This is a genomic window from Paenibacillus sp. FSL H3-0333, assembly GCF_038002805.1.
Classification (GTDB): Bacteria; Bacillota; Bacilli; order Paenibacillales; family Paenibacillaceae; genus Paenibacillus_AQ; species Paenibacillus_AQ silagei.
The window spans coordinates 5,727,668-5,740,869 of sequence record NZ_JBBODG010000001.1 but is presented as its reverse complement, the minus strand read 5'-3'; the positions used below and the strand labels follow the sequence as shown (position 1 = coordinate 5,740,869).

11 protein-coding genes are annotated in these 13,202 nt (G+C 53.9%); 10 read left to right on the top strand and 1 reads right to left on the bottom strand.

The window, feature by feature from the left end; all coding sequences use genetic code 11:
- Positions 1-241: 241 nt before the first annotated feature.
- The 7 genes from MHH78_RS25470 (at position 242) to MHH78_RS25440 (ending at position 8,896) form a co-directional block, all read left to right on the top strand.
- Positions 242-604: a LytR/AlgR family response regulator transcription factor gene (locus tag MHH78_RS25470; RefSeq protein ID WP_341169236.1), complete on the top strand. Its 363-nt coding sequence runs from the start codon at positions 242-244 to the stop codon at positions 602-604.
- Positions 605-691: 87 nt separating this feature from the next.
- On the top strand, positions 692-1,873 hold the full coding sequence (locus MHH78_RS25465; RefSeq protein WP_341169235.1) for a MalY/PatB family protein: 1,182 nt from the start codon (positions 692-694) through the stop codon (positions 1,871-1,873).
- Between the two features lie 148 nt (positions 1,874-2,021).
- Entirely contained in the window at positions 2,022-2,978 is a 957-nt protein-coding gene (locus MHH78_RS25460) for a nucleoside hydrolase (protein ID WP_341169234.1), read from the top strand.
- A gap of 141 nt (positions 2,979-3,119) precedes the next feature.
- Positions 3,120-4,370 (top strand): stalk domain-containing protein, encoded by a 1,251-nt coding sequence (locus tag MHH78_RS25455; protein WP_341169233.1) that lies wholly within the window; start codon positions 3,120-3,122, stop codon positions 4,368-4,370.
- A gap of 169 nt (positions 4,371-4,539) precedes the next feature.
- On the top strand, positions 4,540-5,493 hold the full coding sequence (locus MHH78_RS25450) for a radical SAM protein (protein ID WP_341169232.1): 954 nt from the start codon (positions 4,540-4,542) through the stop codon (positions 5,491-5,493).
- Positions 5,494-5,569: 76 nt separating this feature from the next.
- A complete protein-coding gene (locus MHH78_RS25445) occupies positions 5,570-6,595 on the top strand; it encodes a bile acid:sodium symporter family protein (RefSeq protein ID WP_341169231.1) in 1,026 nt (341 codons plus the stop codon).
- Between the two features lie 267 nt (positions 6,596-6,862).
- Positions 6,863-8,896, top strand: coding sequence for a methyl-accepting chemotaxis protein (locus MHH78_RS25440; RefSeq protein WP_341169230.1), 2,034 nt, complete (start codon positions 6,863-6,865; stop codon positions 8,894-8,896).
- 134 nt (positions 8,897-9,030) lie between these two features.
- Here MHH78_RS25440 and MHH78_RS25435 read toward each other — a convergent pair whose 3' ends face one another.
- Complete coding sequence (locus tag MHH78_RS25435) at positions 9,031-9,624, bottom strand: ankyrin repeat domain-containing protein (protein WP_341169229.1); 594 nt, start codon at positions 9,622-9,624, stop codon at positions 9,031-9,033.
- Positions 9,625-9,990: 366 nt separating this feature from the next.
- On the opposite strand from MHH78_RS25435, the gene MHH78_RS25430 reads away from it, so the two are divergent.
- The 3 genes from MHH78_RS25430 (at position 9,991) to MHH78_RS25420 (ending at position 13,197) form a co-directional block, all read left to right on the top strand.
- Positions 9,991-10,266, top strand: coding sequence for a CD3324 family protein (locus MHH78_RS25430; RefSeq protein ID WP_036725355.1), 276 nt, complete (start codon positions 9,991-9,993; stop codon positions 10,264-10,266).
- Between the two features lie 504 nt (positions 10,267-10,770).
- A complete protein-coding gene (locus MHH78_RS25425) occupies positions 10,771-11,772 on the top strand; it encodes a phosphotransferase enzyme family protein (protein WP_341169228.1) in 1,002 nt (333 codons plus the stop codon).
- 129 nt (positions 11,773-11,901) lie between these two features.
- Complete coding sequence (locus MHH78_RS25420; protein ID WP_341169227.1) at positions 11,902-13,197, top strand: ABC transporter substrate-binding protein; 1,296 nt, start codon at positions 11,902-11,904, stop codon at positions 13,195-13,197.
- The last annotated feature ends 5 nt before the right edge of the window (positions 13,198-13,202 follow it).

Here is a 13,202-nt window from a genome sequence, read left to right as displayed (position 1 = left end):
ACTTATGGCTGCAATATAATACCGACTATGGCTGTCCTCAGGCGTTTCGTTGAAAACGCGGGGACAGCAATTTTTTTAAAAATATAAGAAATTATATGTTTCACACAATAATTTATCCTTCTATTTCTCGCTGAAACGGTACCGTCCTTTACAAGGACGGCAAAGCCGTTTCCACTTGAATATAGAATGTATGGGCTGCTCTATAACCGCAATTCACCGTATGGAAGGAGGAGGAACCCGGGTGATTAAGGCCTATTTGCTGGATGTGAATCAGAAGGATCTCTATAAGCTGTCATCGATGCTTCAGCATACAGGCAAGGTGAATGTGATCGGCATGTCTGCTTATCACGAGAATGTTGTGGACCGGATTGTTCTGCTGCAGCCCGATGTACTGTTTCTGGATCTTCAGCTGCCCCGCCACCAAGGAGTCGTCGTAGCTGAGCTGGTGAAGAAAAAGCTGCCGGATATTCAGATTGTGGTGGTCACAGAAACGAAGCAGCATGCCCTGTGGGCCTTCGACCAGGATATTGTGGATTATGTGCTGAAGCCGCTTGAGGAGGTCCGGCTGAGCCAGTCTCTGGAGCGGCTGCGCCAGGGAAGCTGAAGCAGGCTGGCGGATGGAATCAGGATGCCGGATCTCCTCTGCCCATGGTACAATGTACGGACAAGCAGAAAGGATGGGTGATTTTAGTTGAAGTATGATTTTAACCGTATCATTGACCGCCGCAATACCCGTTCCTACAAATGGGACCAGTCCGAGAAGCTGTTCGGAGACAAGGAGATTCTTCCGCTGTGGGTAGCAGATATGGACTTTGCAAGCCCTCCTGCGGTACAGGAAGCGATTCTGCGCCGCGTGCAGGCTGGAATATACGGCTATAGCGTGACGGGCGACTCTTACAAAAAGGCGATTGCCGGCTGGTACCGCAGACGCCATGACTGGGAGATTCAGGAGGAGTGGATCTCGGATTCTCCGGGAATTGTAACCTCACTCAGCCTCTCTGTGGAGCTGTTCAGCCAGCCGGGAGATCAGGTGATTCTGCAATCGCCGGTCTACTATCCTTTCTATGATGTGATCCGGATGAATGACCGCAAGGTGGCGGTAAATCCGCTGAAGCTGGAAGCAGGCCGTTATGTCATGGATTACGCCCAGCTGGAAGAGCTGATGGCCGGCGGCGCCAAGCTGCTGCTGCTGTGCAACCCGCATAATCCGGGCGGCAGAGTGTGGGAACGGGAGGAATTGCTGCGTCTGGGCGACCTATGCCTGCGGTACGGGGTAACGGTGATCTCGGACGATATCCACTGCGACATGATCATGCCCGGGCACAAGTATATCCCGTTCGCTTCCCTGTCCCCAGAGCTGTCAGACATCACGCTGACCACACTGGCGGCTACCAAAACCTTCAATCTGCCGGGGCTGCAGACCTCCTACATCGTCACCTCCAACCCGGAGCTGAAACGGAAGTTCGACTATAAGATTAAGACGCTCAGCCTGCATATGTCGGCGTTCTTCTCGCCGGAGGCTGTGGAAGCGGCGTATAACGAGGGCGGAGAATGGCTGGATGAGGTGATCCTGCATATTAGCGGCAATGCTGACTACGCCATCTCTTACCTTGCCGAGCATCTTCCGCAGGTGAAGCCTATGAACCCGGAAGCCACCTATCTGCTGTGGATCGACTGCCAGGCGCTCGGACTCGATGCGGACGGGCTCAAGCAGCTGATGTACCGCGAGGCTAAGGTAGCGTTCAACGAAGGGTCTGTGTTCGGTGCGGAAGGCCAGGGTCATCTGCGGATCAATCTCGCCTGCCCGCGCTCCCTGCTGGCTGAAGCGCTGGAGCGGTTCGTCAAGGCTGCGGCGGCTTACGTGAAGAATTAAGGCTTAATAAAGAATCCGTTGGCTTATGAAGCTGGCGGATTCTTTGTTGTGTGGAAACCATATTGAGCAGCAGCTAACCCCATGTTAAGATGGGCAGTGCGACTAAGCCGAGAGAGCAAAGTAAATATAGAGAGTGGGAGAGATAGAGATGAGCACCAGCACAACTAGAATCATCATCGATTGTGACACAGGAATAGACGACGCACTGGCCATATTGTATGCGCTCCGGGCACCGGATGTTGTGGTTGAGGGTATTACGACGGTGTTCGGCAACATTGATGTGCAGCAGGCGGCGGATAACACGCTGCGGCTGCTTGAGCTTGCGGCTCCGGGCTATGAAATCCCGGTAGCGCTGGGCGCTTCCCGGGCGCTGGTACGCGAGCTAACCGGCTTCTCCACCCATGTTCACGGGGAGAACGGCATTGGCGGCGTCCAGCTGCCTCCCTCCCGGCAGTTGCCGGTTCAAGAGACGGCAGCAGAGTTCATCGTGCGGATGGCGGATACGAATCCGGGAGAGCTGGTATTGGTGACGCTCGGACTGCTGACGAACCTGTCGCTGGCACTGGATCTGGACCCGCAGCTGACCTCCAAGCTGAAGAAGGTAGTGGTTATGGGCGGTACGGTATATAAGCCGGGTAATGTCACACCGGTGGCTGAGGCCAATCTGTGGGGCGACCCGGAAGCGGCTGACCGTGTATTCACCTCAGGGCTGCCTGTAATGATGATCGGGCTGGATGTGACGCTGCAGACGCGGATCACTTCTGAGCATGTGGAGCTGCTGAAGCGGCATGGACGGGAAGAGAATAAGGCGGTCATCGAGTTTATGGAAGAGTCGCTTGCGTATTATTTTAAATTTTACCGCGAGGCGAACTATCTGATTAACAGCGCTCCGCTGCATGATCCGCTGGCCCTGATGGCTGCCTTGCAGCCGGATCTGGTAACCTGCCGCCGGATGAAGGTCCGTGTAGAGCATCAGGGGGCGTTCACCTCCGGTATGGTCGTAGCAGACTTGCGGGCACAGCCCAAAGAAGGCGAATTCATCGAAGTGGCTGTAGAGGTGGATGCTGAACGGGCGGTTGGTGTCTTTTTGAGCGTGTTCATATAGGTGTTAAGGGAACCCCGGACGGGTGAATCTGCAATGGTTACAATCTCTTCATTTGCTATATTTATCTAGTTTGCTAGAATAGTAGGGGATGTAAGGTTGAGAGATTCACAATCTATTTAAGAGAATGGGGAACTTACTTATATGAAGCATTTAGCCAAAATAGTATTATGCGCAGCGATCTCACTCGGCAGCCTCTCGGCACTTCCGGCAAGCGAGGTCCATGCTGCACCTGCGGGTGTCAGTATCATGCTGGACGGATATCCGCTGCCGTTCCCGGTGGAGCCGGTGATGATGAACGGAACGACCATGGTGCCCTTCCGCGCCATCTCTGAAGCCCTGGGAATTCAGGTGGAATGGAATCAGAAGGCCCGCAAAATCACGGCCACCCGGAAGGACGCAGCTGGCACCGCTCCAACCGTAGTGGTCCTGACCCTCGGCAGCAAAAATGCCGTCGTGAACGGGACGGTAGTGAAGCTTGCGGCAGCGCCGCAGGATATCCGCGGAACGACAATGCTGCCGCTCAAATTCTTCAGCCAGCAGTTCGGAGCGGCAGCCTCCTGGGATCAGGCATCCAAGACCGTATCCATTACCTCCCCGAAACGGGACATGTACACCTTGGGCTTCTACGCACAGAAGGCCTACAGTGAGGTCTCGCTTATTCCAAGCTTCGATGCGGTTGCTTTTGGCTGGGCGCGGATTGACAAAGACGGCCAGTTCACCACCACCGGCAAGGATTTCTGGTGGCCGGAGGCGGCAGGCGAGGTTACGCCGGAATCGATTGTGCAGAATGCGGCGGCGGGAGGGACCGCTCCCTACCTGATGATCTATTCCAGTGACTCGTCACTGGAGCTGAGCAAGAATCTGGAGGACCCGCAGCTTCAGCAGCAGACGATCGCCAGTATTGTTGAATTGGCCTCGCAGAAGGGCTTCAAGGGCATCGGACTGGATCTTGAAGGCCTGGGACTGACGGGGGATAAGGCGCTGGTGCAGAGCCAATATAACGCTTTTGTCCAAAAGCTCTCCACAGCCGCCCGCGCCGCCAGCCTCAAGCTGACCGTCATTCTGCATCCGCTGAACAGCTCCTACAAGGGGTATGATTACAAGACGCTGGGGACACTTGCGGATGATCTGGTCATTATGGCTTACGCCTATGAAGGAGAGACCGGGCCGGAGCCCATGAATAAGGTCGATGAGAGCATCCGGCTGGCGCTTGATCAGGTCAGCAAGGAGAAGCTGATTCTCGGGATTTCGGTCTACAGTGAGAACGAAGCCTCCGTCAATGCCAAAATCGGCCTGGCTAAGCGGTACGGCCTGAAGGGGATTGCGATCTGGCGTCTGGGGATCATCGGCCAGCCGGTGCTGAACCGGATGGGAGAAGCTATCGAGCTGTAGCAGGTACATCTATCTTAATGAAGACTGCTGTATGGTGAGCCTATAACCGTGCAGCAGTCTTTTTGCAAAGATCAAATATCAAATGTCACATTAACCTCGCGGGCTTACCTGTATAATTCTATAGTTAACTTATTGCGAATGTTTGCACATCCAAGGAGGACTATAGAAGATGAGTACGAAATATAAAGCACTGGAACTGGATAAGCCGATGACGTATGAGCTGGAAGGGCTGGAAGTCGGCGTGACCTCGAACTGTAATTTCCGCTGTGATTACTGCTGCGCTTATAATAGAAATGATGGCCAGACCCTTGACGGTAAGGAGGTCATCCGCATTTTGGAGGAGCTGCCTAATCTTAAGCGGGTGCGCCTGTCGGGCGGAGAGGTTACACTGAAGTTTCAGGATTGCGTGGAGATTGTGGCATACTGCTCTTCGCGCGGCATTCAGACCCAGTTGAACTCGAACGGCAGTCTGCTGAATGAGCAGCGGATCGGGCAGCTGGTGGACGCAGGTCTGACGACGATTCATATTTCTTTTAATTTCACCACCGCTGAAGGCTTCTCTCGGTATTATAATATTCATCCGAGTGTCTATCACAAAATCAGAGAGAACATCACCACGTTCGCCAAAACCAATGTCAATGTGGTGCTGGAGACACTGCTGTTCAATGAGACGCAGGACCATATGCAGGAAATCAGCGAGCATGTCTATTCGATGGGTGTAAGAACGCATGAAATCCAGAACAGTATTATCATGGGACATACCGGCTGGAAGGCGATTGCCGCCCGCGAGCAGTTGAAGAATGCCGTCAATGAGCTGATTGCACGGAAGCCGGAGGATACCACTCTCTACTTCACTTGTATGGACCGGTTCATGGACGCGATGGGCTTCGAGGAGCAGCCGGGTGTCTACTTCCCGCACTGCATTGAAGGCATGAAGCAGCTTCATCTGCACGGCAACGGCGACATTCTGATCTCCGAGCTGTGCCACCCGGTCATTATCGGCAATATCTATAACGGAACGTCACTGAAGGACTTGTACAGCAATATGCCGGCACCGCTGTCGGACTATCTGGAGAAACGGCCTTGCCCGGCGCTGGACGCCTTGTTCCCGCAAGGAGTATAGCTCCCTTACCGGACCTTGCAGCAGAGATATTCAGTGCAGCAGAGTATAATGGCATTCACATAGGGGGATGAAATACATGCTTGGTGCAGTAAGACGCGGATTAGTATCTTCCAATACGGTGCTGGAGCGGATCATGCCGCTGCTAACACCCGCAGCCATCGTAGTTGGCGTGGTCAATGAGGCGTCCCTGCTTCCGTTAACGTGGCTGGTGCCCTGGATTTTTGCGGGTATGACGCTGATCGGCAGTCTGAAATCCAATTTCCGGGATCTGCTTGCCGTGCTGGTCAAGCCGCAGAAGCTGATTCTTCTGCTGTTGATCCTGCATGTAGTAATGCCGCTGATCGGCTGGCTGGCAGCGATGCTGTTTTTTCCAGGCGATCCTTATACGGTTACCGGTTATGTGCTGCTCTTCGCCATTCCGACCGGAGTGGTCAGTGTAGTCTGGGTATCGATGCATGGCGGGAATATCGCCCTGACTCTGGCGCTGATCCTGATCGATACGCTGCTGTCGCCATTGATTGTACCAGCTACGCTGTATCTCCTGATGGGGGCAAGCGTGCAGATGGACGCCGGCGAGATGATGCGGGGCCTGCTCTGGATGGTCGTCCTGCCTTCCGTAACGGGGATGCTGCTGAATCAATTCACTAAAGGCAAGATCAGCACTGTCTGCGGGCCTCCGCTGGCCCCGTTTGTCAAGGTGGGCTTGTTCACCGTGGTCTCCATTAATGGGGCCAGCATTGCCCGGTATCTGAAGCATCCGGACGGCCAGCTTGCTCTGATCATTGCCGTAACCTTCGTTACTGTTGCCCTCGGCTATGTTATTGGAGCCGTAGTCTCGCGCCGCCTGCACTATGATCATGCGAATGCTGTAGCCGTTCAGTTCAACTCCGGTATGCGCAATCTCAGTGCGGGAGCGGTGCTGGCGGTGCGGTATTTTCCGCCGGCAGTGGCCCTGCCTGTAATCTCCGGGATGCTATTCCAGCAGATTCTGGCTGCCTGCTCCGGCATGTTCCTCCGCAGCAGGGCCAGACGCCTGCAGCAGGCCCGTTCGGCAGCAGTGCTGCCGGGTGCCTCAGCTTCGCCGGACAGCCCGGGCATGTAGTAGAATACCAACTTCATAGGCGGAATGCGAACCCGCTTTTCCTTACTCATCCGCTGAGTGCGGTTGTTAAGGAGGGCGTTTTTTTTACTATGTAAGAAAATAGATATATTATGTTATCTTTCGACAAAAATCGATATTTTTTCTGAAAATCCAACATTCCATTATTCATTACGTTTGAGGAAAATCCGATAATTATTGTAATAAAGCAATCTTTTTGGTTGTTTAAAGGCTAAGGAAAGACAACGGGGCGGAAGGAAGTAGAAGAAGATGAAGATTCGTATGAAGCTATCGGTTATGATGATTGTCGTTACACTTATTTCTACAGCATTAATGGGGATTTTTACGTACACCAAATCCACGGGCACCATCATGAATCTGACCGAATCTTCCATGGCGCAGGTGGGCAGCAACAAAGCGCAGACCATTGCTGCCATGATCGATAAAGAGAAGCGGAGTATGCAGCTGGTTGCCGGGGACAACGAGATTGTGCAGCTTTTGGCGCAGGCTGGTAAAAACGGATGGAGCGGCGGGAATCCCCTGCAGAATCAAGTGAATGTGAAGCTTCAGAGGCTGGTGAAGGATGCAGGCAACCTGGAGCATATGTTCGTGGTTGATCTGAAGGGAACGGCGGTGGCGGATAGCGATACCAAGCTGGTCGGCGCCAACTTCAGCGATAGAAATTATACGAAGAATGTCTTGAAGACCGGGGTGCCTGTAATCAGCGAGACGCTGAAATCCAAGTCAACAGGGGCTTATATTCTGGCTTTTGTCCATCCGGTGATTAGCGGAGAGAAGATGATTGGGTTCGTCGCTTCGGCGGTTAGGGCGGACAGTCTGGTGACCTATCTGGCCGATGCCAAGGTGGCGGGTGCCCCTTCCTCGTATGCCTATCTGGTGGATGAAACGGGGAATACGCTGTACCATCCCGACGAGAAGAAGATAGGTTCACTAGTGGAGAACGAATCCATCAAAGCCGTGGTCGAGCAGGTGAAGGCGGGGCAGACGGTACCGGACGGGAATGTAGAATACACTTTCAACGGAGCCAAGAAAAAAGCGGCTTTCACCGTGCTCCCGGAGACGAAGTGGACCTTGGTGCTGGCCGGAGATGTGGACGAGGTACTGCAGCCAGTGAGCGAAATGACGAACTTCATTCTGCTGCTGGGCCTGGGAAGCCTGCTGCTTACTCTGCTGATCGGGACTACGGTGGCAACCCGGATCTCCTCGCCGATCATCAAGCTCACGGAGCTGGTGAACCGCACGGCAGAGCTTGATCTCAAGTATGATCATCAATATGAATATTTGACTAAGAATACAGACGAGACAGGAACCATTGCCAAGGCCATGTTCAGTACCCGCGCGGCGCTGCGTGAGATGGCGGGCAGTCTGATTGCGATCTCCTCCAAGGTGCTGGATAATGCCGAGACGCTGGAGAAGCTGTCGAACGAGGTCAGAGAGAATGCGCATGATAATTCAGCCACGACAGAGGAGCTGTCCGCTGGGATGGAGGAGACGGCGGCTTCTACCGAGGAGATGACGGCGGCTATACACGAGACCCTGAGCAATGTCAGAATGATCAGTGCTAAGGTAAAAGAAGGCGCGGATGTATCGGGCCAGATTACGCAACGGGCCCTGGAGCTTCAGCATGATGCAGTGACATCCACCGGGAATGCGAAGCAGATCTACAGCTCGGTCCGCAGTGAGATGCAGAAGGCTATTGAAGAGTCAGGAGCGATCCACGAGATCAATATATTGGCCGATACGATCCTCTCCATTACAAGCCAGACCAACCTTCTGGCGCTGAATGCGGCGATTGAAGCTGCGCGGGCCGGCGAGGCGGGCCGGGGCTTCGCCGTAGTGGCCGGGGAGATCCGCAAGCTCGCGGAGAAGTCCTCCGAGACGGCGTCAGGCATTCAAGAGGTGGTCAAAAATGTCTATGCCTCCGTGGAGCAGATGACCCGGCATTCCGAGGCCGTGCTGACCTTCATTGACCGCAATGTGCTGGGCGATTATGAGCGCCTGACCGAGGTCAGCCAGCAGTACAACGATGATGCTGTTACGATTAATGAGCTGATGAATCAGTTCGAGACGGCAGCCGATCACCTGAACGAGACCGTCTCCAGCATCGCCATCGCTGTCAATGAAGTAGCGGCTACCGTGAACGAGGGAGCGGTCGGGGTGCAGGATATCGCCGAGAAGACGGCGGAGATTGTGGAGAAGACTCTTCATGAAGCCGCCATGGCCGATGAGAATACGCAGAGCGCCAAAGAGATGCAGCAGCTGGTAGAGAAATTCAAAATCTAGGCCGGTTTCAGCAGATCTTTACCTGCCCTTCATCTTATTTTAAGCTTAGGGGGGTATAGTACTCACATACCCCCCTTTAATATAACTTTTGGCCCCGCCGGACGCTGGCGGGGTCCCTTTTTTATTCCAGCTGTTTAAGAGCGGCTTGCCGTCTCCAGCATAGCGGTCATTTCTGTATAGCCCTGCGACTGGGCATGCGCCAGCGGTGTGACACCCTCGCGGTCGGCGATGGCTGGATCGGCTCCGTGCGTCAGCAGCAGCTTGACGATTGTCTGATGCCGCTCCCCGCCGTCGCCGAGGATGACGGCCTCCAGCAACGCGGTCCACCCCAGATTGTTGATATGGTCGATGTCGACATCCGAATGCTCCAGCAGATACTTGACGACCTCGACATGCCCTCGATCTGCGGCGGGGATCAGCGCAGTCCCGCCATAGCGGTTGGTCAGCGTCGTATCCGCTCCCGCCTCAACCGCCATTTTCACAATGTTCAGATATCCGGATGCTCCGGCATATAGCAGCACATTATTAAGCATACTGTCGCGAATGTTGATATCGGCACCTTGGGCAATAAGCGCCTCGACCGTCCCGGCATGGTTGCCATAGGCCGCGGCGACCACCGCCGTTCGGCCGCTTTCGTCCTGCGCCTGAATATCCGCTCCGGCCTCCAGCAGCCGCAACACCTCAGCGGTATCCCCGCGCTCCGCCGCTGCGATTAATTGTTTATCCATGATTATGACCTCATCTCCCCTGTCGCCTCATCTAGAATACTAACAATGGCAATTGGTTCTGCCTTATTTATTGGTATTATGGACAAATCTATGATGAAATGTCAAAAGTCACGAGTAAACAGCATTTGCGCAAAGGCCGTGGCGTCCGGTATGCTATATGTAAGTATTATACTGGAGGGAGGAAACTTCATGAGCAGATTAATGCTCAGCTCTGCGCAGAGTCTATGGACCCACACACAGCGGTTAATGTGCAGAGCGGATAGCAATACTCCGCTGTAACGATTCACCAGTTCCTCTGTGAACACCTGTCCGATAGACTCTGCTGCCTTGATAAGTTGAAATAACTTAAGAGGAGCGGAGCAAGTAATGAAATATGTAAATGCAGATGTGGTATTGCCGCAGCAGCTGCTGCAGGAGATTCAGAAATACATGCAGGGCGGGATGCTGTATATCCCGAAGCCTGAGGGACAGCACAAGCGGTGGGGTGAGAATTCAGGCGGCAGATCCTACTTAAGCGCCCGGAACCAGTCCATTCGTGAGCATTATGCCAGCGGATTGAGCGTAACTGAGCTGGCGGAGCAATTCTGCCTGTCAGCCGACAGCATCAAGAAGATTGTGTATGGAAGCAAGCAGAGAAAGTAGAGGTCTAAGGCCGCGTGACGCAGCTATTTCTGCTTGTGAGATTCAGCCACGAGCTGGCTTCGATTGCACTATATACACTAGATTCCTTCAAAACCTCCCGAAAAATAGCATCTGCTGCACTCTGTACAGTAGAATTTTGCGTTGGCGGCCTTTTGGAGCATATATGCAGAAATCTAGTGTATGAAATACAGCAGAATGAGTTTTTGGACCAATGAAATCATAATCTATTGCAGAAAATACAATCGCAGCGTCCACACACACGTGCTAACACACAAGCGCCAACTCAAGAGCATCCACACACAAGCGCCCATACACAACCGCTCACGCCTAGCACTCAACCTGATTCACCCTGAACAGTAGGGCTGTTCCAAGAAGTCGCATTATGACTCTTGGAGCAGCCTCTTTGTTTTGTGCAAAAGTCAGGTTATACCTGTCTATTATCTATGTCCGCTGCCTCCGCCAACCCTATAATGAATGCAGACATCCATATGAGGGGGCAGGAAGATGAAGATAGAACCGGCAACAAGGGATAGAGTACTGCGGGCGCTCAAGGCGTACGAATTAGATTGGACGAAGATCGAATATATTGGAAAATCCGATAGCGTCACCTTCAAGCTAGAGACGGAAACTGCGGGCAAGCTGCTGCTGCGGATTCATGGCGAACGGTGCAGCCGGGAGGAGATTCTGTCGGAGCTGGAGTGGCTCAGCCATCTCAGTCAGACAGCGGAGCTGGTTGTCCCCGTGGGGCTGCCCAATTCAAGCGGCAGATATATCCTTGAGGCTGGAAATGAAGCTGGCAATGAACCTTACGGTGGAGCACAGCAGCTTAACTATGTTACCCTGATGCGCTGGGTCGAAGGCGAGCATTCAGCGGGCAATCTGACAGATGAGCAGCTCCACGCTGTAGGCGTGATGCTGGCCAGGATGCATGAAGCGGGCGAACAGTTTGTACCATCGGCGGAGTTCATCCGTCCGGCTTGGGGAGCGGACAGCTTCCGCAAGGGATGGGATAAGCTGGAGGAGCATCATGAGGCTCTGGTGCCGGAACCGGGGTGGAAGCTCTATCAGGCTGCCGCCGCCAGAATCCCGGGTGAACTCGAGGCCATGACGCCAGACCCCGGCAGTTATGGCCTGATCCATGGTGACCTGCACTTTGGGAATGTGGTGTTCGCTGACGGCCAGCCCCGGGCGATTGATTTCGGCCTCTGCGGCTACGGCTTCTACCTGTATGATCTGGCCGCCGCTCTGCTGGAGCTGTCCACGGAGCAACGCAGGAGCCTAATTCGAGGCTACAGCAGTGTCCGTGCGCTGGAGCCGGATTATGAACGGAAGCTGGAATGCTTCTTTGTCAAGATCATGATCGGGAACTATAGCCACCACATCTCTAATCCCGATGAACTGCCCAGCTTGCGTGAAGAACAGCCGTATGCGCTGGCCTATCTAAAGGAATATCTGGCGGACTCCCGCTTTTTGTTCAAGAGAATCGAACCTGTGCAAGTAGAATGAAGCTGTGCAATCTGTAAATATGTCCACTGAACCTAGCCTGAGGACATTTATTGCCCTCCCCTGCGGCGGTAACATAAAGACATCAAAGAGCAGTCAGCTTTGAATCACCGGTCAAAGGGGAGTATACAGATGAAGCGATCTATGCAAAAGGGAGCATCACTATTACTGATGGTTATGATGCTGGCACTGGTTGTAACCGCTTGCGGCGGTAACAATGCGAAGAATAAAGGCGCGAACGGCGGAGAGGCCACGCAGGGGGCGGACAGCGGCAGCGGCAAAAAGACAGAGCTTCTGTTCTGGTCACCCTTCTCCGGCTCGGATGGCCCGTTCATGAAGAAAATTATTGATAAATACAACAGCTCCCAGGATCAATACAAAGTGAATTTCGTGATCCAGCCGAATGGCGAATATTACAAACAGCTTGATGTAGCGCTCAGTACCGGCAAGGAACAGCCGGACCTGATGATTATGCATGTCGATCAGGTGCCGACGTACCAGAGCAAGGAGCAACTGCAGCCTGTGGATGAGCTGGCGGCTGCGGCCGGGATCAACCCGGCTGATTTTGCCGAAGCTCCGGTGAAATATGCCACGATCGACAACAAGCTGTATACGATCCCGCTGGACATTCATCCGGTCGTTATGTATTACAACAAGGATCTGTTCGAGAAGGCGGGCATCACTGCGCCTCCAGCGAACCGCGCCGAATTCGATGCCGCTGTGCTGAAGCTGACGGACAAATCCAAGGGGGTCTACGGATACGTAGTGCCGACCCTCTGGCCGCAGCAGTTCATCTTCCCGTCCCTCGTCTGGCAGAATGGCGGGGAGCTCTGGAACGGGACGGATGTAGCCTACAATTCTCCTGAAGCGGTGGAGATGGTGCAGTGGCTGCGCGATATGGTAGACAAGGGAGTCTCCCCGGCCAATGTGCAGCAGGATGGTGAGAATACCCTGTTCTTGCAGGGCAAGAACGCCATTCAGTTCAACGGACCGTGGATGAAATCCCAGTTCGATGAAGCCGGACTTAATTATGGCGTCGCCGTCATGCCGCAGATCGGCAAGGCGAAGCAGGCGATTTATGCAGGCTCGCATGGCTTCGTCGTTCCCAAGTCCGTGACAGATAGCACCAAGCTGGCCGGGATCGGCGATTTCCTGAAATATGTCTCCGGCAACTCGCTGGACTGGGCGGAATCCGGGCAGGCGGTAGCTTCCAAGACCATAATGGACAGCGCCGAATTCAAGGCGATGGAGTTCCAGAGTACGGTATCGCAGAGCTTCTCCTCCGTACAGTTCGCACCGAATGTGCTGAATTGGGGGACCATTATCGAGCCGGTATGGGGAGAGCTGAGCAGTGCCCTTCTTGGCAAAAAATCACCGCAGCAGGCGATGGATGATGCTGTAGCCAAATCCCGTCAGGCGATGAAATAGCTCCG